General features: G+C 43.3%; 20 protein-coding genes and 1 pseudogene. 14 read left to right on the forward strand and 7 right to left on the reverse strand.

All coding sequences use genetic code 11. From position 1 onward, the window contains the following. Positions 1–7 precede the first annotated feature (7 nt). The 7 genes and pseudogenes from TW81_RS10820 to TW81_RS19280 form a co-directional block, all read left to right on the forward strand. On the forward strand, positions 8–337 hold the full coding sequence (locus tag TW81_RS10820; RefSeq protein ID WP_045955735.1) for a hypothetical protein: 330 nt from the start codon (positions 8–10) through the stop codon (positions 335–337). Then, the gene (locus TW81_RS10825; RefSeq protein ID WP_156980946.1) at positions 337–534 is read left to right on the forward strand and encodes a hypothetical protein; all 198 of its coding nucleotides are present in this window, start codon (positions 337–339) and stop codon (positions 532–534) included. The genes TW81_RS10820 and TW81_RS10825 overlap by 1 nt, the downstream gene beginning before the upstream one ends. Before the next feature lie 34 nt (positions 535–568). Beyond that, positions 569–745: a hypothetical protein gene (locus tag TW81_RS19440; RefSeq protein ID WP_204243997.1), complete on the forward strand. Its 177-nt coding sequence runs from the start codon at positions 569–571 to the stop codon at positions 743–745. 37 nt (positions 746–782) lie between these two features. Continuing rightward, positions 783–2,003, forward strand: a complete 1,221-nt coding sequence (locus TW81_RS10830; RefSeq protein WP_045955737.1) for an AAA family ATPase — start codon at positions 783–785, stop codon at positions 2,001–2,003. A gap of 12 nt (positions 2,004–2,015) precedes the next feature. After that, positions 2,016–2,690, forward strand: coding sequence for an HNH endonuclease (locus TW81_RS18860; RefSeq protein ID WP_052706185.1), 675 nt, complete (start codon positions 2,016–2,018; stop codon positions 2,688–2,690). Next, positions 2,687–3,478, forward strand: coding sequence for a hypothetical protein (locus TW81_RS10840; RefSeq protein WP_045955738.1), 792 nt, complete (start codon positions 2,687–2,689; stop codon positions 3,476–3,478). The genes TW81_RS18860 and TW81_RS10840 overlap by 4 nt, the downstream gene beginning before the upstream one ends. A gap of 6 nt (positions 3,479–3,484) precedes the next feature. Then, positions 3,485–3,683 (forward strand): annotated as a pseudogene (locus TW81_RS19280) (site-specific integrase); the annotation flags it as partial. A 202-nt stretch (positions 3,684–3,885) separates the two neighbouring features. Here TW81_RS19280 and TW81_RS10850 read toward each other — a convergent pair. From TW81_RS10850 to TW81_RS10860, 3 genes are all read right to left on the reverse strand, one after another. Continuing rightward, positions 3,886–4,932 (reverse strand): GMP reductase, encoded by a 1,047-nt coding sequence (locus tag TW81_RS10850; RefSeq protein ID WP_045955740.1) that lies wholly within the window; start codon positions 4,930–4,932, stop codon positions 3,886–3,888. 464 nt (positions 4,933–5,396) lie between these two features. Then, positions 5,397–6,401, reverse strand: coding sequence for a porin (locus TW81_RS10855; RefSeq protein ID WP_045955741.1), 1,005 nt, complete (start codon positions 6,399–6,401; stop codon positions 5,397–5,399). Positions 6,402–6,598: 197 nt separating this feature from the next. Beyond that, positions 6,599–7,039 carry an Lrp/AsnC family transcriptional regulator gene (locus tag TW81_RS10860; RefSeq protein ID WP_045955742.1) on the reverse strand — a complete coding sequence of 147 codons (441 nt, stop codon included), beginning with the start codon at positions 7,037–7,039 and terminating at the stop codon, positions 6,599–6,601. A gap of 143 nt (positions 7,040–7,182) precedes the next feature. On the opposite strand from TW81_RS10860, the gene TW81_RS10865 reads away from it, so the two are divergent. After that, positions 7,183–7,767: a LysE family translocator gene (locus TW81_RS10865; protein ID WP_045955743.1), complete on the forward strand. Its 585-nt coding sequence runs from the start codon at positions 7,183–7,185 to the stop codon at positions 7,765–7,767. Positions 7,768–7,839: 72 nt separating this feature from the next. On the opposite strand, the gene TW81_RS10870 is transcribed toward TW81_RS10865, so the two are convergent. Continuing rightward, a complete protein-coding gene (locus tag TW81_RS10870; RefSeq protein WP_045955744.1) occupies positions 7,840–8,715 on the reverse strand; it encodes a LysR family transcriptional regulator in 876 nt (291 codons plus the stop codon). Between the two features lie 166 nt (positions 8,716–8,881). Between TW81_RS10870 and TW81_RS10875 the strand changes: the two genes are divergently transcribed. From TW81_RS10875 to TW81_RS10890, 4 genes are all read left to right on the forward strand, one after another. Next, complete coding sequence (locus TW81_RS10875) at positions 8,882–10,561, forward strand: RluA family pseudouridine synthase (protein ID WP_045955745.1); 1,680 nt, start codon at positions 8,882–8,884, stop codon at positions 10,559–10,561. A 199-nt stretch (positions 10,562–10,760) separates the two neighbouring features. Continuing rightward, positions 10,761–12,842: a putative bifunctional diguanylate cyclase/phosphodiesterase gene (locus TW81_RS10880; protein WP_045955746.1), complete on the forward strand. Its 2,082-nt coding sequence runs from the start codon at positions 10,761–10,763 to the stop codon at positions 12,840–12,842. After that, positions 12,839–17,650 carry a CHASE domain-containing protein gene (locus tag TW81_RS10885; protein WP_052706187.1) on the forward strand — a complete coding sequence of 1,604 codons (4,812 nt, stop codon included), beginning with the start codon at positions 12,839–12,841 and terminating at the stop codon, positions 17,648–17,650. Before TW81_RS10880 ends, TW81_RS10885 begins: the two co-directional genes overlap by 4 nt. 134 nt (positions 17,651–17,784) lie before the next feature. Then, positions 17,785–18,951 (forward strand): DEAD/DEAH box helicase, encoded by a 1,167-nt coding sequence (locus tag TW81_RS10890; RefSeq protein ID WP_045955747.1) that lies wholly within the window; start codon positions 17,785–17,787, stop codon positions 18,949–18,951. A 91-nt stretch (positions 18,952–19,042) separates the two neighbouring features. On the opposite strand, the gene TW81_RS10895 is transcribed toward TW81_RS10890, so the two are convergent. From TW81_RS10895 to TW81_RS10905, 3 genes are all read right to left on the reverse strand, one after another. Beyond that, complete coding sequence (locus tag TW81_RS10895) at positions 19,043–20,377, reverse strand: diguanylate cyclase domain-containing protein (protein WP_045955748.1); 1,335 nt, start codon at positions 20,375–20,377, stop codon at positions 19,043–19,045. Positions 20,378–20,403: 26 nt separating this feature from the next. Beyond that, a complete protein-coding gene (locus TW81_RS10900; RefSeq protein ID WP_052706189.1) occupies positions 20,404–21,357 on the reverse strand; it encodes an ABC transporter substrate-binding protein in 954 nt (317 codons plus the stop codon). Between the two features lie 130 nt (positions 21,358–21,487). Then, complete coding sequence (locus tag TW81_RS10905) at positions 21,488–21,886, reverse strand: DUF2391 family protein (RefSeq protein WP_045955749.1); 399 nt, start codon at positions 21,884–21,886, stop codon at positions 21,488–21,490. 170 nt (positions 21,887–22,056) lie between these two features. Here TW81_RS10905 and yqfB point away from each other — a divergent pair, with 170 nt between their 5' ends. After that, positions 22,057–22,371 (forward strand): N(4)-acetylcytidine aminohydrolase, encoded by a 315-nt coding sequence (gene yqfB / locus TW81_RS10910; RefSeq protein ID WP_045955750.1) that lies wholly within the window; start codon positions 22,057–22,059, stop codon positions 22,369–22,371. Positions 22,372–22,512: 141 nt separating this feature from the next. Continuing rightward, complete coding sequence (locus TW81_RS10915) at positions 22,513–24,204, forward strand: diguanylate cyclase (protein WP_045955751.1); 1,692 nt, start codon at positions 22,513–22,515, stop codon at positions 24,202–24,204. Positions 24,205–24,231: the final 27 nt, after the last annotated feature.

Below are 24,231 nucleotides of genomic sequence, written 5' to 3' on the forward strand. Positions count from 1 at the left end.
AAAGTAGATGTTTTGGATTGCAGTTCTAGCGGTTATTACCATTGGCACAGTTGCCGTGGCTTACATTAAACAGAAAGAAAAGATACTCTGGCAGGGTGAATGCCCCCCTACCACTTTTTCTTATCGCGACCAATCGGACCGACAACGTATTACAGTAACTCCTATTAAGATCCGCAAGATTGGTAATTACGTAGACTTAATAGCCCTAAATAGTTCAGGAAACGAAAAAGTTTACTTTAGCCAGTTGGTAGATTCGATGCTGAGCACCGAAGGCCACGAAAAGAAACACTTCGATGACCGGGTTAATGATGTGCTTTTGAGTAAGGAAACTGCGTAGTGATGGAAGAAAGAGGAATTCTCAAGAAAGAACTGGCTTCTAACTTCTTCACGCTTCATAACCTTAAACAAAAAGCGAGTAATGCGCCGGACATAATGAAGAGCATGCAAGATGCGGTTGCTTTGGCAAAAAGCGTCAACAGTGTTACAGAAACTTCAAACGCCAAATCAGACAAGACAGAGCAAACATCAAAATAGAACTTTTTATTTTGGCATCTTTGAGGAACTCGAATTGCTTGATCAGTTAGCGGAAATAACAGGCTTTAAAGCCAAATGGGCAAATCACCTAGAAGACCCTGTTAACTGGGTTGCGTTTATCCGCGAACACAACCTAAGCAAAGAACAACAACGATTTTGGCGAGATCACTTCAACTTACCACACACGTTTGATGGTGAGTTGGAGGTTTGAGAAATAGCACGTCACATAAATAAACTTAAGGAATAACATGTCGTCAACAGATTTGTATATCAGAAAGATACAACTTTCAGAGCACCCCTATATAAAACAAAGGGATATATGTATAGAAATACCCAACAATGAAAAACGTAACATCATCATCACGGGTAGAAATGGCTGTGGTAAAAGTACTTTACTTAGTTCGATTAAAGATAACCTTCGCTGTGCAGTAAACAAAAGATTGGCGAACCAGAGTCATTTTAAAAAAATTTGGGCAAATGCACAGCAAGCGTTTAATGAAATAAATCCCACTGACGCACAATACGCTGCAATTAAACAAGCGCTGATTAGAGCATTCAACAACCTAACAGTTAATGCCGGTGGGTTTGCTACTGTTGAAATTTCTCAACAAATTAATGGACAAAGTAATGCCGTCCTTGCCTATTTTGAAGCCAAGCGTCTTACAGACTTGATTAAGCCTGAAAATATTTCAGCACCAGTCGCAAACAGTGAGGAAATTGGTCGGCATACATCCGGTCAGAAATTCCTCCATCACCTTGTAAATCGTCGCTCGCAGCTAGCCTTTGCCTTGGAAGATGGTGAAAAAGAAGAAGCAGAAGAAATTAAAAAATGGTTTAACAGTTTGGACGATCTATTTAGTCGGCTGTTCGAAAAAGAAGTAAAACTAAAGTTTCTGCGCACACAGCTAGACTTTGTTCTTGAAACTTCGGATGGTGAATCTATTGATCTAAAAGCATTATCAGACGGCTATTCAGCCATCGTAAGCATGGTGACTGAAATCATTATGCGCATGGAAGCGATCACGTTTGGTGGGTTGGATGTTAGTGGTATCGTGTTAATTGATGAAGTTGAAACTCACTTACATGTAGCGCTTCAACGTGAAATTTTGCCATTCCTAACGACCATGTTTCCTAACATTCAGTTTGTTGTTACTACTCACTCACCGTTTGTACTTCAGTCAATCGATGACGCCATCATTTACGATTTGGAATCAAATCAAACCATAGATCAGTCAGAGGAGTTGTGGAAGTATTCTTATGAAGCCCTCGTAGACGGCTACTTTGAAGTCGATAAGTTTTCGGGGATTTTGAGAGATAAAATTCAGCGCTACAAAGAGCTAGTTGCTGATACATCGCTTGAACCTAAGCAAAAGAAAGAACTTCGACAACTAAAAAAAGAACTGGAAAGTGTTCCTACTTTCAAAAACGCCACCATTGAAACTGAGCTCAAACAACTGGGTTTAAAGTAAGGTGGTGTATCTGTGATTTATTTTCCAAAGACAACTAATCAAGAAATTATTAATGAACTCGCCAGACAAAAAAATCTCTCTTCTGGAAAGTATGACTTCGACGCCGTGTGGGAGCAGCTAAGTAAAGATTTCTTTAACAAGTGCTATATTTGCGGAGACACAACGACCTCTCCTCGTATAGAGCACTTTAGACCACATAACGGTGGAGCCGATAAAGAAAGGAAATTCGACTGGCATAACTTAATGTTAGCCTGTGAGCACTGTAACTCAATTAAATCAAATGATTACGAAAACCTTATTGATTGTACTGACGAACGCCCCGATCAACATCTTCGATTTGCAGTGTCCCCCGTTCCTCAGGTTGGACAACACAAGATAGTGATCGAGCAACTTCCTACGAGCGATATCCATATAGATACAAAAAATCTTCTAGATGAGGTTTATACAGGGACGACTAAATGCAAGCGAATTGGTGCATCAGTGTTAGTCGAGAACCTTTTAGAAGAGTTGAACGACTTTGATGACCTCATTCAAGAGTTTCAAGATGAAAAGAATATAGATCTGCTGAGTGATATCGGTTGGGAACTTAATAGAGAAAGTAAGTTTACTGCTTTCAAAAGGTGGATTATCAGAGATTCAGAGATATACAGACCTTTGTTTGAAGGACTGATTAAAGACAAGTTATGAACCCATTAAGTACCGCTACCGACAGTTCATTTACATCTACAGGAAAAGGGTTGCTGACAATATTTTCAGTAGGCCTAGTTAAAGTCGTAATTGGTGTTGAATTTATCAATACCCAGATAAGTATTCCATGGTTTCCTACAATAAATTTGGCGAATCTCCATAATCTCACTTACCTCTACATGGCATTCATGTTCTATGCAATACTGAGGTATCGACTACACAATGAAAGCTCATTTCGCACCATAGGAATAATTGCTTTATCCGATGGGTTGAAGAGTGGATGGATTGGACGTTGGTTTGTGTATCGTTATATTCTCAATGATAACGAAAATTACATGGTCAGAACGAATCTAACGTCTTCCGCAGGGAAAAGTAATGACTTAGTTCCTCCCACCTCAATAACAATTGTTAGCTTTGATGATGAATTTATGGCTTCAGAGTTCAATTTAATCGCAAGGGACTCTATACAAATCGACTCTGCAGTCGTAAAAATTGATATTGTCCATGGCATCGAACAAAAAGCTCTGAGCGACGAAAAATTGAAAAGAATGTGGGGTCACTTTTGGGACTGCACTCGTGAACAAGGAGAAAAAGCACGAGATTACACGTTCTATCAGACAATTACCCCGCCATCACGTACACTAAGTTTGTTACTCTCATTCATCTCCACGTTTTACCAAGTCAAACACATGAAAAAAGACCCCATGTGCTTAGACGTTTACTTGCCGTGGTTATTAAACCTAGGGTTATTAAGCTACCTTTGTGCCGCCTATTTATTACCAAATTAATCGCCAATGACTATACGTAACTTAAAAGACGGCAGCAAAAAACCTTGGTTATGTGAATGCTACCCAAATGGGCGTAGAGGTAAACGCGTCCGTAAACGTTTTGTGACCAAGGGCGAAGCCAGCGCTTATGAACTCTACTTGATGAAAGAAGTAGACGATAGCCTTGGATGGTCACCGCCGCCTTTCTCATTTGGTTGAGGTTTGGTTATACATTCTAGGCCACGCCGATATCAGCATGACAATGCGCTATGCTCACTTCGCGCCGGATCACTTATCAGAAGCAACTACCCATAACCCCACCGTCAACCTCTAGCTTGTCGCCACTTTGTCGCCACTTGGCAAATTTTTGGCAAAAAAGGAGCCGCAAAATGCGGCTCTCAATAATTCGTATTTTCCGAAGTGTTGGATTACTTCTCTTTACCGAATACGTTGTTCTCTTGCTCTTGTACACGGATGAAAGTCGTACGCTTAGTTAGCTCTTTAAGCTTTGCTGCGCCTACGTAGGTACAAGTTGAACGAACACCGCCAAGGATGTCTGAGATAGTGCCGTGAACAGAGCCGCGGAATGGCAACAGTACGGTTTTTCCTTCAGCAGCGCGGTACTTAGCGACACCACCTGAGTGCTTGTCCATTGCAGACTGTGAAGACATGCCGTAGAACTTCATGAATTTCTCGCCGTCTTGCTCGATCACTTCGCCGCCTGACTCTTCGTGACCCGCTAGCATGCCGCCGAGCATAACGAAATCAGCGCCTCCGCCGAATGCTTTCGCTACGTCACCTGCACATGAACAGCCACCGTCGCCGATGATCATGCCGCCAAGGCCGTGTGCTGCGTCACCACATTCAATGATGGCAGAAAGCTGAGGGTAACCAACGCCGGTTTTAACGCGAGTAGTACATACAGAACCAGGGCCGATACCTACTTTAACGATGTCCGCGCCCGCTAGGATTAGCTCTTCACACATATCACCCGTTACCACGTTACCTGCTGAGATAACTTTGTCTGGGAATGCCGCACGCACTTTTTCTACGTATTCAACAAGGTGCTCTGAATAACCGTTTGCGATATCAACACAGATGAAGATTAGCTCGTCGCTAAGGTCCATGATGTCTTTGGTTTTTTGGAAGTCAGCTTCTGACGTGCCTGTAGAAACCATCACGTTGTTTAATGTTGCTTTGTCCGCACCTTTAACAAAATCTGCCCAGTCTGCAACTGTGTAGTGTTTGTGTACTGCAGTCATCACTCCATGTTCCGCCAGTGCTTTCGCCATTGCGAAACTACCTACCGAATCCATATTTGCTGCGATTACCGGAGTGCCCGACCATTGACGACCACTATGCTTGAATGTAAAATCGCGGGTTAATTCAACTTGAGAGCGGCTTTTAAGAGTAGAACGCTTTGGGCGAAATAGTACATCTTTAAAACCTAACTTAAGTTCTTGTTCGATACGCATGATAAATTTTCCTGTAAGCAAATTTACGTGTCGTGCGTTTTCGGTAAACGTTGGCAGACGTTTTACTGAGTTTCGGACACAAAAAAACCGGAGCGTTGGCAGGCGCTCCGGTTTTCAGCATTATAGGCCGTGATTTCTTTCCCGCAAGTCTGATAATTTAATTTTTTTTGTGATACAGTTTGGTTAAGTTGCATACCTAAACCACTCCTTTCTATACAATTTTCACCACTTCCTTCTTAAAAACAGTCACTTAATTAACTTCGCACCAATCGTTTGCGCAAACCTTTTCGTCTCAAATGTGCGTAGCTGCTTAACAAACTACAATTAACTTCGTTATGTTTGTGCCTAAATCGGCGTTTTTTCACCCGCACTATGCTCGATTCAAGGTACAAATTTGCCAAAAATAAAAAAGGCCAAGCAAATTTGCTTGGCCAAGCGGACAGAATTTTCAGGCAATCCTGTATTTAGAAATCGTAGCGTGCACCAAAGCGAAGTGTATCTTCGCCTTGTGTCGCTAAACCTGTCGTTGCATCGATTTGTTTTTCTACGCCGTTAGAGAAGTAAGAACCGTACATGCGGAAGTTAGCGTTAAACTTGTAGTACAGCGCAAATTCTACGCCGTCTACGTCATCGTATTTAAAGCCGTCTGCTTCTTCGTTCTCTTGGTTTGTGTACACCAATGCAATTGATAACGGTTTTGTAATCTTATACGTAAATGCAAGTTCGTAAGCAGTGAATTTCTTATCATCAGTACCTGTTGCTTTGTCGTCTAGGTCACCAGCAGAGTATGTACCGCCAATGTACAAGTTTTCCCATGTGTAACCCAAACCACCGAGAACTTGAGAAGCGCTGCCTTTACCTTGGCCTTCATCATTGCCTGAAAACGCAAGACCCACATCTAAGCCAAATGGCGCTGAGTAAAGTCCAGCAAGACTGTAACCGTCTTTATCTTCGTCACTTTGCGCTTGGTATGTCGCCTGAAGTTGGAATGAATCTGCAAATTCGCCACGATAAGCAATAACACTATCACGCTTATCTTTGGAACCGCTGATCACTTGCTGCACACCAGAAAACTCACTGATATCTGTCATGTCTGAGACAATTACAGCAGCCATATCTTGTTTACCGAAAGAAAGCGCGTGACCATCAAAATCTAGACCAGCATACATGTAACGGTTTTTGAAGCCGTTATCGCTACTATTGATTTTTTGCTCACCTTCGTAGACACCAAACGCTGACATGCCTTCAGTAATCTCAGATTTACCCTTTAGATTAAAACGCGCTCGACTTGCATCATCCATTGTTCCTGCGACTTCTTCACCGTCTTCGTTACCGATGAAGTCACCACGAAACTCAACGCGACCGCCAACTTTAAATTCTGTACCGTCTGCTTTGTATACTGTTGCTGCTAGAGAAGAACCCGATACCATTGCCGCAAACACAGCTGACGCTAACACTGCTTTTTTCATCTTACTTACCTTTGTAATTTAAGTGAGCTTCTATGCTCGTACTGTTGATGCGTGATAAGTTAGATGTACAGAATGACGTTTTGATTACTAATCAGTGACGTTCCCGTGTCGGTTGTGTGTATAAATCATGACAATAAGTCAAATAAAATCAATTGGTTAAAGATAGAACAAGGTTAGGCTAAATTACATACAGCTTGCTAACGTTCGTCTTTGGGTGAATCCATCACCACCATAGTCGTAATAGATTGTACTTGGGCACATTCGCCGAGAACATCAGCATGAAACTTTTTGTAGCTTGCCAAATTTTTGGTTTCGACCCGCAACAGGTATTCGTTGGCACCAGTAATGTTGTGGCATTCGACCACTTCATTGACAAATCTGACATGCTGTTCAAATTCCAACTGGGCTTGTTTGCGATGGCTGGCCAATCCTATAGAGACATAAGCGATAAACCCTACCCCAAGCTGGTTGCTATCGAGAACAGCTCGGTAGCCTTTGATGACTTTGCGCTTTTCTAGATCTTGAACTCGCCTTAGCGTTGCCGAAGCCGACAAACCTATCCGTTCAGCTAAGTCGACATTAGAGATTCTTCCGTCAATTTTAAGTTCATGCAATATTCTTTCGTCAAACCTATCCATTTATCACCTTTATTGCGCAAATAAGTAAAGTCATTCGAATAAAAGCACATAATTGTGTCTCAATCCACCTAAGATAGTTTTAGACCGGTCAAGACTCACATTACAACGCATTTTATTGCCTTCACTTTGGTATAGGAAAATTCATGGAATTAGAACAACTCAGTGCTCTTGTTATTTTTGCTTTTGTCTCGACCTTTACCCCTGGTCCAAACAATCTGATGTTGATGACATCGGGAGCAAATGTTGGCTATATGAGAACGCTACCCCATATGTGTGGTGTCGCGTTTGGATTCGCGTTCATGGTGCTTCTTGTTGGATTAGGACTATCAGCAATATTTGATACCTACCCGATTACGCATCTGATCTTAAAGTACGTCAGCTTAGCCTACCTAGCTTATTTGGCGCTTAAGATTGCATTAAGTGGACGTGCCAAAGACGTAGACAATTTTCAGCCGATGACGTTTTTCGGCGCCGCAAGCTTTCAATGGGTGAATCCAAAGGGGTGGTCGATGGCATTAAGTTCGGTAACCTTGTACAGCAATGGTGGTGGTTGGATAGAGCTTTTGATTATCTCCGCGACCTTTCTGTTGGTCAACTTTCCGTCTGGAACATTTTGGATCCTTGCAGGCAGAGAGCTTCAACGTTGGCTAACCAGCTCTATTCGAATCCGCAGCTTTAATATTGCCATGGCTGTTTTATTAGTCGGCTCGACACTGCCGATGATCTAATTGGTTAGATAGTTTTTTAAAGACTCCATTGTGAAGCTACTTTGATCGTCAACTAAGCGGGTTCAACCTCGCTTAGTTTTCATCCAATTTCTCCGCCAAAAAATCGATAAGCAAGCGCACTTTAGGGGATAGATTGCGATTTTGTGGGTAGAGCGCCCAGATGCCTTCTCTTTCGTCGCGATACTCAGACAAAACTTCAACCAACTCGCCCGCTTCTAATGCTTCTTGCACATAATGATCTGGCAGTTGAACCAAACCTAAGCCTCTTTTCGCAGCATCAAGCAATGCATAGCCCGAATTGCAGTGTATTCTTCCCGATACCCGAATCGACTTGTCGCTTTTTGAATCTTTGAAGCGCCAATAGTCTACGGACCCAACTAAACATTGGTGGTAACTGAGTTCTGATAGCGTGTGCGGCTCACCGTACTTTTCGATATAGCTCGGACTGGCACAGACATAAAGCTGGCGACTTGACAATCGCTTCGCAACCAACGTCGAATCTCGCAACTTACCAAGACGTATCGCAACATCGACCCCGACTTCGATTAAATCGAGTTTTTGGTTCGTGAGCGCAAGATCTAAATCAACTTGCGGATAGCACTCCAAAAACTGATGCAATAACGGCGCTAGAGTTTGCTCGCCAAAAGTCACCGGCGCGGTCACCTTAAGTAAGCCTTTAGGTGTTGACTGCATTTGGGTAATCGCAAGCTCAGCGAGTTCTAACCCCTCAACAAGATGTTTACATTGCTGAAAATAAGTTTGTCCCGCTTCCGTTAATGAAACCTTACGTGTCGTTCTATGCAATAGTTTGACCGCAAGCCTTTCTTCAAGAGACGCCACTTTACGACTAATCTGCGCCACAGAGGTATCAAGCTTTTTAGCTGCCAAGGTAAATGACTGTGTTTCCGCCACACCGACAAACTCACTCACACCATCCCAATTCGCCATCTCATCACTTTTGTAATATTGAACCGTTTAATGGTTAGCATTATTACAAACAGGTAACAGTTATATCAATCAAAACGTCTCCGCTTTGGGTGAACATCAAAGCTAGAATTCCCGTCACAAACAGGTAAAATCACGGCCAATATTTATACCTGTAGTGAATACGTCTATGCACCACCCTGAAAATCTTTTCACCCGCTTTGAAAGCGATATCCAATCGTATCCACTACCAGAGAAGTTTACCTTTCCATTCTACTACCAACCGCATCCACTTTGCGTGCTGGCGGCGGAACAGTTGCAGCACCATTTACTCACACAACAAGCTTGGCATCATGATTTTGGCATCGACGGCAATTCGTCTGCTACAGGTAAGATGTTTGGCGTACTGCTCGTCGAGTCACCGAATAAAGAGATTGGCTATCTGTCTGCTTTTTCTGGAAAAATTGCCGAACAAAATTTGTTGCCCGGCTTCGTTCCGCCGGTGTTTGATATGCTCACTGAAGAGAGTTTTTTCCACGCCGATTTGGCTGAAATTACGCGACTCAATCTCGAAGTGAAGCAACAGCAATCCAACCCAAGATATATCCAGCTTAAAAAGACGTTAAAGGAACTAACCGCAGAATATTCCCTTGCTGAGCAGCAGCAACGTGACGCCATCATAGTAGGTCGGGCTAAACGTAAACAGCAACGTCAGCAAGCAGAAGCGGGTTTAGACAAACATCAACTTGACGCCCTGCTGATTGAGCTGAGTAAAGAGAGTGTGGCAGAGAAGAATGTTCTTAAGTATCTAAAGTTAGAGTGGCAAGATAAAATTGATGCTGTAGAGACAGAGCTGGGTGCGCTAACGTCTACGCTCGACACACTAAAAGAGCAACGCAAACAGTTGTCAAATGCGCTACAAAACAAGCTATTTGAGCAGTATCGTTTCTTGAATATTCGCGGTGAGCAACGTTCACTCCGATCAATTTTCGCGCCAACCACGTCACCAACTCCACCAGCAGGCGCAGGCGAATGTGCCGCGCCAAAGCTGCTCCATTATGCGTTTAAACATGGTTTTAAGCCGTTAGCACTTGCTGAGTTTTGGTGGGGAGTCTCGCCTAAATCCGAAATTCGTCAGCACGGAAAGTTTTATCCATCGTGCAACAGTAAATGCCAGCCTATTCTCGGGCACATGCTTGAAGGTATGGCTGTCGACGACAATCCTTTAGAAGAAAATTGGGCTGAAGACAAAGAGCTAGAAATCTTGTTCGAAGATGAAGCAATGGTGGTCGTGAATAAGCCATCGGGTTTGCTGTCCGTACCAGGTAAGACAATCACCGACTCCGCTTACACTCGGCTTCAACAGCGCTACCCGAATGCAGAGGGACCATTTGTTATTCATAGACTCGATATGGCGACGTCTGGTTTGTTGGTATTCGCATTGACCAAACGTGCCAACAAAAGCCTGCAAAAACAATTTATCTCGCGCGGTGTACAAAAGCGTTACGTTGCCCTATTAGAGGGTGCCGTATCTGACCTTAGTGGTGAAATTAACCTTCCCATGCGTGGCGATCCGGTTGGCCGACCTCGTCAATTGGTTTGCTTTGAACATGGCAAACCAGCGCATACTTACTGGGAAAAGATTGCAACTGTAGAGGGTAAAAGCAAACTCTACCTCTACCCTAAAACTGGGCGTACCCACCAGTTACGTGTACATTGCGCACATCATTTGGGGCTTAATTTGGCTATGGTTGGCGACACGCTATATGGTGAAAAAGCGGATCGTTTGCACCTCCACGCCGAACGTTTGGAGCTTAGCCATCCATACTCGCACGAGCGATTGGTGTTCCAAATTGATGCAGAGTTCTGACACAACCTTCATAGATGCAAGCGGTCAATTCGACTCAGTTTTTTGCGATTAGTCACTAAACCAAAAGTAAAACGCTAGGCATAAAATTATGAGGGATGAATCACAAAAAAACAGCCGAAAAATATTGGATTCAGATCAAACTTTCTACCTATGAGCTATTGTGCATAGAGACAATGTTTATAAGTGAGGAAGTTTGCGCATGTTTTCTTCTAGTAATAACCCCAATAAGATTTTGGTGGTAGACGATGATGCGAGGCAAATTACCTTACTGCACAAAGTGCTTAGAACCCAAGGGAAGATCTATTTCGAGCAAGATGGCAGAAAAGCATTTGAACGTGTGATTGAAATTTGCCCAGATGTGATTTTGCTTGATATAGATATGCCCGGAACCAACGGTTACCAAGTCCTTGATAGACTACAACATGACGATCGCACTCACCAAATCCCAGTTATATTTATCACCTCATTTGATTCATTTGAAGACCAGCTTCGTGGTCTCAATAGCGGCGCAGTTGATTTTATTGCTAAGCCCCTAAGACCAGAGCTTGTTGCTGCTAGGGTCAAAACTCACATTCAACTTCGCACACATCAACGAGAACTTGCCGAAATATCACAACATGCTCGTATTACTCTTGATTCTACGGGTGACTCTGTGATCACCACCGACATTGACGGCTGCATTACCTATATGAACCCAGCGGCCGAGCTGATTACCGGAGTCTCATTTAGCGAAGCAAATGGACAAGAAATAGAGTCAGTGATGCCGCTACGAATCGGTGAACGTGATTTTACGCATATCAACCCCATTCGTTTAGCAATAAAAGAGAAAAGAACGGTTGGTATGGCGCTCAATTGTCAACTCAAGCAGAAAAATGGCAACTGGATATCAGTTGAAGATAGTGCATCACCGCTACTTTCGGAATCAGGGGAAGTGAAAGGGGCTGTAATCGTATTCTCTGATATCAATGAGTCTCATGCTATGGCGCTGAGAATGTCTTATGCGTTGCAGCACGATCAATTGACTAATTTGCCAAATAGATTTCTATTGCTGGACCGACTTAAAATGGAAATCACGCAGTGCCAAAGTTCCAATAATATTATTGGTTTAGTTTTAGTTGATATAGACAACTTTAAATATATTAATGAAGAGTATGGTTTTCAGTTCGGGGATTCACTACTGCAGAAGATCGCGAAACGGATACACAATCAACTGACCAACAATGAGACGTTAAGTCGTCACAATGCAGATGAATTCATGCTCCTAGTGCCCAATATACAAGATCCTAACGAGCTGAGTAGTCTAGCAATGCGTATCCAAGAGGAAATTAATCAATACGCTGAACTGCATACAGAGCTGCATAATTTTTCAATCACAATGGGCGTCAGTATCTATCCTAACGATGCAGACAACGCCCAGCAGTTAATGCTCAATGCTGACGCTGCCATGCACAGAGCGAAAAAAGATCGTTCCTACGAAGGTATCTGTTTCTATTCTGATAGCCTTGAATCAAAATTCTTATCTCGTAATCACGTTTATGTTCAGTTGAAAAACGCCATCGCCAATAACAAGGTCGTCGCGTTGTACCAACCTATTGTGAGATCCGATACCCACCAAATTGAAGCGGTTGAAGTACTCATGCGTATTGAAGACCAGCAAGGTGATATTCTAACGCCAGACAAATTCATTGATATTGCAGAAGAAACACGCTTAATCATTCCACTCGGTGAACAATTAATTGATATCGCACTTAAGCAGTTACATCAGTGGAAATCAGCTGGCTTTAACTTGAGAATCTGTTTGAACATTTCTCCACTTCAGTTTCTTGATCCTAACTTCGTGCCCTATCTACTAAAAAAAATCCATGATCATAGTCTGCTACCAAGCTCCGTTGAACTTGAAGTCACGGAAAGTTTAATGTTGCAAAGCCTAGATAAAGTCACGCGTGATATGACCCACTTACGCCAATTGGGGATCACCATCTCAATCGACGATTTTGGCACTGGCTATTCCTGCTTAAGCTACCTTAAAGACCTACCCGTTGATGTCCTCAAAATCGACCGCTCATTCATTGCTCAGTTAGAGAAAAAAGATTCCGATGAGCTGCTGGTCACTACAATCGCCAATCTTGCAAATAATATGGGATTAAGTTCCGTTGCAGAAGGGATCGAGACAGAAAGGCAGTCGAAGAGATTACAGGAACTTGGCGTCCCCTTTTTGCAAGGGTATTACTTTTCTCCTCCAGTACCTCATTCTGAAATTGAGAAAAAACTCTTATTATGACAAGTGCTAAAACTCGAATAATTCAGTGGTCACCACTGATATCGGGTCTGTTGATTACCGCCTGCACTGTTTGGATGCTCAACGCACAGAATCAACTAAAAAGTCATGCGTATGCCACTGATTTAGCGACAAAAGCGGAACAATCGATTCTGAAAAGATTTCAACTTTATGAATATGGGTTACGAGGATTGCGAGGCGCGGTCATTACCGCAGGAATAGAGAAAATCAATCGCCAACAGTTCGAACGCTATATTAATAGTCGCAATATAGAACTCGAATTTCCCGGCGCAAATGGCTTTGGAATGATTACCAAAGTGAGCAGAGACCAAGAAAAAGATTTTGTTGAAAAGCTTACGAATGATGGCTCCCCTAGTTTTTCGATTCGCTACCTCAATCCCAATCCAGCAGATAGATTTGTTATTCAGTATATCTACCCTCAAGACGTTAACCGCCAAGCCATCGGATTAGACATAGCATCTGAAGTTAATCGCCGTAAAGCCGCGTTAGATTCTGCGCGCTACAATAGAGTACAACTCACAGCGCCAATTACTCTTGTTCAAGCCAACGGGAAAGTGAGCGGTGGTACGCTGGTATTACTGCCTATATTCGATCCAACCCAGCCAGTGGAAACAGTTGAAGAGAGAGAGCAAGCCGTACAAGGCTGGGCCTATGCACCACTTATTGTCGAGCAGGTATTGGCGACCATTAGCACCGAGCTTGACGACGCACACCTCGGTTTGAAAGTAGATAACGAGACAACCGATTTTTTTACTACTAACAACCCTGCTACGACACCATCGTATAAATATGAGGTTATTCGACATCTAAACGTACTTGGCCAAAAATGGACAATGACCTTAGTCCCAGACCAAGGTGCTGTGGTGGATTCACAGCTATGGAATATTAAATACGTGCTGCTTATCGGCCTTGTGCTTACACTCACCGGCCAACTGGGGCTAAATATACTGCTTGCTGAGAAAAGTGAGCACGCGACCAGTGATGGCGACGAGACGATGGGTTTAAAAAGTGTCAACGCCTATTTGCGCAGCCAGCAGTTTCAACGAGCTTTTATCACCTCCACAGTAATTTCTTTGTTGTTAGTCGCTGGGTACAGCTACTTTGTCACGGTCAACCATTTAGACAAAATCAAGGAGGAACTTGATGACTCCAGTCATCTGATTGTGAACAAATTTCAGCAAGTCGCTCAACGATATAATGAAGATATACTTTTTTTAGCCAAATCACCTGTGCTCACGGATCTAATCCAAGCTCAAGAACAAGGAGCGAACGCAGAGGAAATCGCCGTTTTAAAACAAAATATTACTCGTTTTTTTTCAAGCTACTTACGTGCAGATTTACAAGCTTTTCAGGTTCGACTCATCACACCACAATTAGGTTGGCGCGAATATATCAGGGTCGAACGGCAATTTGACTCAGTAAAAGAGACTCCCCATTCTAAACTACAAAGTAAGTATGCAGAGCCCTATATTCCATCTACGCTAAGCTTAGACGAAAAACAAGTATACCAATCTGATATCAATCTAAATCGCGAGTACGGGATCATTGAAGAGCCCCAACGTCCCACGTGGCGTTTCTCGACACAAGTAAATCGCAAAGATGGCTCTGTATTCGGCATAGTTATCATCAACTTGGATGCAAAGAACCTTTTTGAAACAGTGAAAGAGGATCTTCATAGTCAGGTCATTCCCTTAATCACCAACACAAATGGCTATTTTTTGCTTCACCCTATTCCCTCTTACAATTTCTCATTTAATCACGGAAGCGCTATTAATTGGTCGGTAGAATTCAGCTCAACAAGCTGGTGGAACCCACTTAGAGTCAATGATATAGAAAGCCTTGATAGTTCTAGCGGCTGGGTGTGGTCAAAACATCAATCCTTTCTTTTATCTCCCCATGCAGATAACCGTGCTGTCAATGTCTACGCCACGATACGTCAGTTCCCAGTGTTGGAAAAAATCCTCATTCAAATCGCTATCTTTATCGCCATTTTGCTTCTTTTTGTTGGCTCTAGTTTTGCTGTTCAATATTGGCTCTGGTATTCGGCGCGAGTAAATAGCAGAGAGTCTTGGCTTGACGAACAGCAAAAGCAACAAGCGAAAGAGAAGCTTCGTTTCAAAGCTCTGCTAGAGTCTACACCCGATGCCATGTTGATTGCTGACGAATCAGGCACTATCTCCATGGTGAATAAACAGGCCGAGGTGATTTTTGGTTATAGTCGAGAACAGCTCGAAGGGAGTAATATCAACAAACTGGTACCGAGCAAATACAGAAACCATCACCAGTCTCATGTTGACGGATACATGCGCAACCCCAAAAGTCGCTTGATGGGATACAACCAAGCTTCGCTGTATGCACTAAAAGCGGACGGAACAGAAATACCGGTAGAAGTTAGCCTCAATACGGTCATTTTAGACAACACTAAGCTCGTTTGTGCGTCGTGCCGTAATATACAAGAAAGAATTCATCGTGAAGAGCAGTTATCACTCGCTTTGCAGCAGGCTAAGTTTGCCACCAAAGCAAAGTCTTCGTTCTTAGCTAACACAAGCCATGAAATTAGAACGCCACTCAATGCCATTCTTGGTCTCGCCCATGTGTTAACCGTGCAAGATCTCACCGAACCACAGCGTAGGCTGGTCAACAAAATTCAGGTCTCGGGTAAATCGTTACTTGGCATCGTGAACGATGTGCTTGACCTGTCTAAGATTGAAGCCAATGAACTTCAACTTGAAAACACCCCGTTTAACTTCAAGTCTCTTTTGGACGAAGTTATGAGTATCTTTGATGTTCATGCTGAGCAAAAACGCCTTCAATTTAATCTAGAACTGGATCCCAACCTACCTGATCACCTTGTCTCAGATGATGTGAGAATAAAACAGATTTTAGTCAACCTGCTCAGTAACGCGTTTAAATTTACCAACGTTGGCAAAATCACCTTAACTGTAATCCCCATTCATTGCTCCCCACACCTTGGTGAAGATTATAACGTTATACGCTTTTGTGTCGAAGATACTGGAATAGGGATTTCTGAGCAGGCACGAACTCGCCTATTTAAACCATTCAATCAAGCAGATAACAGCACAGCACGCAAGTACGGAGGAACCGGACTCGGGTTGTCCATTGTTCATAATCTAGTCGATTTACTGAACGGCACCATTGAAGTTGAAAGTGAAGAAGGTAAAGGCAGTCGCTTTATCATCGATCTACCGCTAAAAGTGGGCAGCGATCAAGACACCACTCTATTCAATGAAGAGGATGCTGCGCTGTTCGTCATCATAGCTGAAGACTCACCCGACGATCTTGCCCTACTTCAGCAAATGACACGTTCCCTTGGGTGGCGCTCTGAAGTGGTGCAAGGTGCCTCTGAGCTGTACGATATGTACGTTAAGCGCATCGAACAGCACCAGCGTATTCCAGATGCCATGATTGTCGATTGGAATCTAAACGAAGAAGACAGCCTAGTCACCCTCGCTAATCTTGTTGATAGAGTTGGCCGAGAAAAATTGCCTGTTATCATGATGACATCGTCTTTCGACATCGAGCACATAAAGCAACTCGACACGCGTAAACTCGTCGATTGTTATCTCTCCAAGCCATTCAATATTTCACTGCTGTTTGATAGTTTCAACCGCATGCTTAGTGACCACAACTCTGCAGTCAATCCTATGTTTGTCGATTCGATAAACGCACTGTGGCTGCCAGAGGTTAAAGTGTTGGTTGTCGATGATGTCGCAACCAATCTAGAAGTGGCTGAACACATTCTGGTTCAAAACGGCGCTCTAGTCGATGTAGCTGAAAACGGCAAACAAGCACTGGAAACACTGAAAAGCTCCCCTGATAAATATGACGTGGTACTAATGGATGTTCAAATGCCAATCATGGATGGCTTAGAGGCTACAAAGTTAGCGCGCTTGGAAACGACGCTGAAAGATGTCCCCATCATCGCATTGACTGCGGGTGCGTTAGTAGAGGAGAAAAAGCGCGCACTATCTAGCGGGATGGATGATTTCATTACCAAACCGTTAGACCCGCCGAAACTGATTAATGTCATCCGCAAATGGGCTCAAACGTACCGCGGAAAAGAAGTCGAGATTAAAGGAAAACAGCAAGAAATCGTACAAGATGACAACTGGCCAATCATTGATGGCCTAGATATTAAACAAGCCCAACAGTTGTTACTCGGAGATAAAGATCTATTTGTTAAAACCTTAGCACACTTAGTGAGCGGCCATAGCAACCTTATTGATCAACCTATCAAAGAAGTAAACCATAAAGAAAATGAGCCTTTGTGCTTAGAAGTCGCCAAGCAAACTCACAAGCTCAAAAGTGTCTCAGGTATGATTGGAGCGACCGTTATTCAGCAACTTGCGGCAGAGAGTGAAATCGCGTTGAGAGCGCTTGACCCCGTTGCCGAAACACTGCTGGCTAGACTAGCGAAGGAGCTACAATCATTAGTCGAGGCCAGTGAAGCCACGCTAGCGCAGTGGAAACACGAGCAATCTGTTAACTTAGATAGTTATCCAAAGTCAGACCTCACCACGGAAGATATTAATAAGATGATTGAGCTGTTGGAGGAACAAGACTTAAGTGCGATCGATGAAATTGAACATCATAGCCGAAGTCTCTATGAATTAATGGGCGAAGAACGCTATGAGCAGTTAAACTCTGCGATGACCGAACTAAAATACACTATGGCATTAGAAATACTGGCATCAATTCGGGATCGCAATCTAGCGCAGCCACACAAGCGAAATAAGCAGCAGCATTCCAGCGCTGATAGTAACGTCTAACAGGGCAGGATTTGCTGCATGGTAATTGTATTTCCGTAGACAAACAAAGCTAATTATCTTCCCGGGCTTCGTGCTACACTCTGCTTCATTATATGGGCGGTAGCCCTGAACTCATCTAGATCCAGAGTGTAAGCATGTCTTTCTCGAAACTCGGCTTAAGCCAACCTATCACTGACGCTATTTCTCAACTTGGCTACCAACAGCCAACCAATATCCAAACCAAGGCGATTCCTGTCGTGCTACGTGGTGAAGATCTGATTGCAGCCGCACAAACCGGTACGGGTAAAACAGCAAGCTTTGTACTACCAATTCTGGAAAAACTTAGCCACGGTGAAACTCAAAGGAAAAAGCGCATTCGTGCTTTGATTCTGACACCAACCCGCGAGTTAGCAGTTCAAGTTGAGCAAAAAATCCAAGATTATGGTCAACATTTATCATTAAAATCATTGGCTATGTATGGTGGCGTTGATGAACAAGCACAAAAACAAGCATTGATTGAAGGTGTCGATATTCTCGTTGCCACACCCGGTAGGCTGATTGACATGTATGGAAAACGTGCAGTCCATTTTGACGAAGTCGAGATTTTGGTGCTGGATGAAGCCGATCGCATGCTGGATATGGGCTTTATCGAGGATATTGATAAAATCCTTGATCGTTTACCGCGTGACATCCAAAACCTGCTGTTTTCAGCGACACTTTCAAACAAAGTCCGTGACCTCGCTAAAACTGCGGTTCATGACCCCTATGAGATATCGATTGCGGCGAATCAAGCGTCGAAGAAAAACATCGAACAATGGCTAATCACCGTTGATAAAGATAAAAAGTCCGCGTTGCTGAGCCACCTAATTAAAGAAAACGACTGGGATCAGGCGCTGATCTTTATTGAAACGAAACATGGTGCCGCCAAGCTCGCCTCACAACTAGAGAAACGTGGCATTACTGCAGAAGCGTTTCATAGCGGCAGAAGCCAAGCCGTCCGTTCCAAATTACTCGCGGATTTCAAAGCGGGTAAAATCAAATATATGATTGCGACGGGGGTTGGCGCGCGAGGTATAGATATCGAAGGTCTAGCCCGAGTGATCAATTATGACTTGCCGTTCCCAGCGGATGAATACGTTCATCGTATTGGCCGTACAGGCCGCGCCGACGCACAAGGTGAAGCGATTTCGTTTGTCTCGAAAGATAACTTTAAAAACTTATGCATGATAGAAGCTCGGTTAGGTCATTTGATTGAACGTCGCGTTATTGAAGGGTTTGAGCCACGTAAAGTTGTGCCTATGAACAAACGATTAAATCCGTAACCAACTGATTTAAAATAAATATATTACTTTATCGTAAATACAAGCGAACTGGTGGAAGAAAAATCAAACCCATTTTTTTTCTCCAATTCGCTTATTCATCCGCTAATTTCACGTTTAACTTATCTTCAATAAACACAAAATTATTTCCCGGACGCTGCTTCGCTTCATACATTGCTTGGTCAGCGAGTTTAATTAATTCCTTGTGCGTTGCCGCACTGGTTGGATAAATTGCGATGCCGACACTAATACCGACATTAAAACTCGTCACGCCAATCGTAATAGGGTGATCCATATTAGTGATAATTTGATTCGCTTTTGCCCACACTGACTCGCGGTCTTCAAGTAAATCTAAACAAACGACAAATTCATCACCACCAAACCGGCTGACAATGTCCGTCTTTCTTGTACTGTGCAACAATCGCTCAGACACTTTTACCAGCACCTCATCGCCAATATCGTGACCATAGGTATCATTGATATTTTTAAACTTATCCAAATCCAAAAATAGCACAGCGACAATTAACCCAGTTCTTTCTGCTTTCTCTAACGCAGTCTCTAATCGTGCTTCCATCGATCTTCGGTTAAACAGTGCGGTCAACGAATCGTGCTCTGACAGGTATTCCAATTCTTGAGTCTGTTTTTCTAGCTCAAGGGTCTGTTTACTGACTTCATTTTCCAACTGTGATTTGGTGTAAACATTTTGCTCAAGCTCGTGACTCATTGTATTAAAGGTTTCACCCAATGTACTAAATTCGTAATCAAGGTGCTCACAATCAATACGATGGGAAAAGCGTCGTTGTTTGATGTTATTTATCGCAATTGATATGGCTCGCGCGCCAGTGCGAAAACTCCTCAACAGTACAAATGCCGTCAGGCTCATACCGACCGAGAACACAATGAATATCACTGCTAGGTAGATCATCGTCTCTTCAATTTGGCGATTGGTCTGTGAAAGCTCTAATTCATGTTCGCTAGAAATATACTCATACATATTTTGAATCAGCATATTGTAACGCCCCGTTAAGACGGCATGCCTTTGGACAACAAATTCCTCTTTCACCTTTAAACTATGCGGGTTCATTTGAAACTGTTTGTCGTCAGAGATAAGTTCAATCAGTTGATTATTTAAACGATTGAGCTTTGACATTGTATTGGTCGGCAATTGAGATGAAGCGAGAATTTGGGACAGTCTTTTTTGCTGTTCGATTAAGTTACCGAAGCTCTTATCATCTTTATACTCTAGATAAAGCCACAGTTCCCCTTGCAGTGCACTAACTTCTGATTGAATATCGAGTAAGTGCATTTGATTCTGAGTAGCAATAACGTGCCTTGAGTACAAACTAAACATCGACCAAGACGACACGACTGTCATCAAGACACCAACGCCAAGCAAAGCACACATTTTAGCTGTGAGCGAAAGCTTCATCCAACTTGGCTCCTAGTCTACTTTGCTTAACGGTTGGGCTCGACCAGTGTCCGAACATCAATAGGCTCTCCTTTGAGTATATTCCGTTCTGACGCCCATCTGGCTTGAAGTTGCAAATTTGATAGCAAACTATAGTCTTTACTCAATTCAAAGACATAGTCATTCCAGACCCAATTAACTTGTTGCGGTCGAACACCTAGCTCTTGGCTGATCAAACTAATGCTCTCTACCGGGTGGGACTCTATCCATCGAATCGAGTCGGATAAAGCTGCTAATAAGGCTTGTTCTTGTTTAATTGGGATAAGCCGAGGCATCTTAGTCAGGAGGTTAAATGATAATTGATAGATTCCTTCAGTACCTAAGTTAATCACAGTTGAGGTGGAAGACAACGAGGCTTTATATCCATAAGGTTCCCATACCGAAATAGCATCGACCTGATAGGAGAGTAATGCGTTAACCAGCTCTTCAGGCTGTAAATAAACTCTTTCGACATCTAAACCTTGCAGCGCATTGGAAATAAGCAGCAAGTCAAAATAGAATTCACTGGCACTCGATTTGACGATGCCAACTTTTTTACCACTTAAATCCGCTACCCTGTCAACATCATTCGGCTCCAATGCCAATAATTTAAGGTCATTACTTGATCGGACAAAGCTCGACAAAATTGAAACGTTACTGTGATGGTAACTATTAAACAGCGCGACGGTTTCAGAGGCAGTGGCATAATCGACGGCGTCGGTTTGGAGTAGCTCAGCACATTTAACCCCACCGTGACACGGGACGATTTCAACATCAAGCCCATGTTTTGCAAAAATACCTTGCTGCTGCGCGACAAACAGAGGGGTACTCAATGGCGTTAGAGACACGGCGATTTTTATGTTAGTACTCGCTGGTTCGGCAGTCAATGCCCCGCTTGCTAAATACCACCAGCCGCCGACGACCGCTATGGAAAATACAGCCAAAGCTACCACTACTTTCATTCCATGCTCCTTCAAGCGCGGCAAAAACCAAGATAGACAACGAATTGAATATAATCATACTATAAACAATAGATTGCAATCAGTGATTTGACCTGTCTGATAGCGTATTTAAATGTGCAAGACAAAGAAATTATTCTTTATCAAAACTGTCGACAATAATTGCCCCCATCGATGCAGGCATAGCAATAATAATGACTCTTTTTAATGCCACTATGGGGAGATCCAATAACGGTAATTTATCGATACTGAATAATACCAATGCGACAACACAGGCAGTCATAAAATAAGCGATAAATATTCGATAAATAAATTCACCTTTGCGCTGCGAGATATTGCGCTGGAATACACTTTCGTAGGTATATAGTGTGAGGAATGTAATCGACAGAGCAAATAATAATAGTAGGTTCAACCAAGGTAGACTTTCACCAAGCCGCCACGCCTCCTCAGAAAACGAAATCGGCACCGCTAACGCAAAGGCGCCAACAAAAATCTGACCTGCATCTTCAACATTAAAGCTCTGCTTACTCACGTACTCGCCTCTTTAATAAATTCTAGAAAATACATCTCGTCACTAAGTGATATAACGGCCTAACACTAAATTGGCACACAAAACGAACTCAAGCAAATAGGAGTAAGTGCGAATACTGCGAGTTCATAGTATTGTTACATCAACATAATTAAGCATTGAGAGATAATTTGATGGCCCCACCGAGCAAAATTACGTTTTTTGAGTTTCTTACCCCCCTGATTACGTCAGGTCAAAAGACCATCACCATCCGTGACGAGTCTGAATCACACTATGTGCCAGGAACTCAGGTCGAGGTGTTCACTCTAGAAACTGACATTAAGGTATGTGACATTAAAATCTTAGCTGTAAAACCGCTTCATTTTGATGACATCAACGAATTCCATGCCCAACAAGAAGCCATTGAACTACCGAAGCTCAAACGGTTGATCCGCGAAATCTACCCTAATACGAACACTCTATTTGAGATTAGCTATGAGTTAAGTTAGCCGCTATTTCCTCTGATTACATCGCAAGGTCACTCGCTTAGAAATCAGACCTTGCTCCCAAAACATCCACTTAGCTCCCACTCCCCATAGATGCAGCTAGACTTTATTTAAGCCTAGTATGTCAGATCACGTGGGGTATCAATGCCGTCTTCTCTTCAACGATTCCAATACCTACCTATTGTAACATTGGCCCTGTCGATGCTGATAGGTGGCTACGTGTTTCACAATACTATGCTCAACTGGACCAATCGGATTGTGAGTGGGTATATGTCAGGCTTACTTGACGATGTTGCCTACCAGATCCATGAGCATAAGCTGGACCTGTATAGCATGACACCGGAATCGGTTGATGACTTTATCGACAACTTATCTCAATCTCGAATTGGTCAGCGTTTTACCGTTATCCATAGTAGTGGCAAGGTGCTCGGCGATTCACAACTCCCCAAGCGAGAAATTGAATTACTTGATGATCATAGCCAACGTACCGAGATCGCGAGTGCGCTAAATTCGGGGTTTGGCATCTCCAAGCGGTATAGTGAATCGCTCAATCAAGACCTACTCTACGTAGCTAAACTGCTCAAGTTACCACCAGCTGAATATGATCATGACACAAAATATGTGATTCGCATGGCGATGCCCCTGACGACACTTGCGGCAATGACCAACGATTTAGAACACATTATCTACGCATTAATGTTTGCCTCGTTCGTTGTTATCATCGCGTCCTCTTGGTTTAGCCATCGCAAAATGTACGCGCTGGTGAATTACGAACGACAACAACAAGAGCGACGTATAGAGAAAAGTACCCGCGAGATCGCTCTACTTCATCAACTGGCAAACATGCTCGCGGCCTGTAACAGTATTAAGGAAGCTCAAGTGGTTGTTGCCGATATTATCCCTAGGTTGCTGGGTGATATTAATGGTTGTGTCTCAATTATGCGTGAATCGCGTAATCAACTCGAAGTGAAACTGGACTGGGGTGGAGAGTGGCCATCCAGTAAGGTGTACACCCCGAACGATTGCTGGGCTCTACGCAAAGGCAAATTTCACCTATCTCATGAAAAACACCACAATCTAGTTTGCAATCATATGAGTGACTTGGAAGAAGATGGTTCGACACTCTGTATTCCCCTCACGGCTCACGGCAATACCGTCGGTATGTTCCACCTCTATTTCGGCGACCAATCTCTGCACGTCAGTGAAGAAATCAAGTTGCTCGCTTTCACGCTGGCTGAACACCTTGGTTTGGGTCTGGCTAATTTGAGTCTGCAAGAAAAACTCCGTTCACAGGCCATGCGCGATCCCCTTACTGGATTATTCAATCGACGCTATTTCGAGGAAGTGTTTGATAAAGAGTGGTCGAAGGCTGAGCATGACCATCAACCTCTCTCACTACTGATGCTCGACCTCGATCACTTTAAGCGTTTCAATGACAACTTTGGCCATGACGCAGGCGATTACGTTCTTAAAGCGATCTCAAGCTTGTTAAACCGAATCATTGATGAAAACCAAGTAGCTTGTCGCTTAGGCGGTGAAGAGCTGGCGATTATCTGTCCTGACACGTCAAGTCACACTGCTTTAAGCTTGGCGAAGCATATCGTTGACTCAGTAAGAGAATTACATCTCGATCTGAAGGGTTTATCACTCGGTCAGCTTGGTGTATCAATTGGCGTAACCACATTCCCTGACTTTGATGCATCTACAGAAGAATTAATTAAAGCCGCAGATACCGCTTTGTATCAAGCCAAACAGCAAGGGCGAAGCCAAGCGGTGCACTCGCATATCAGCGAGGAAACAGCGAACGTATCGGACATCATGCCACTCAAATCTTAACCTAAGTAGGCAAAGTCTAATGGGCTG

Origin of the sequence: Vibrio galatheae (assembly GCF_000967545.1) — a bacterium.
Lineage (GTDB): Bacteria > Pseudomonadota > Gammaproteobacteria > Enterobacterales > Vibrionaceae > Vibrio > Vibrio galatheae.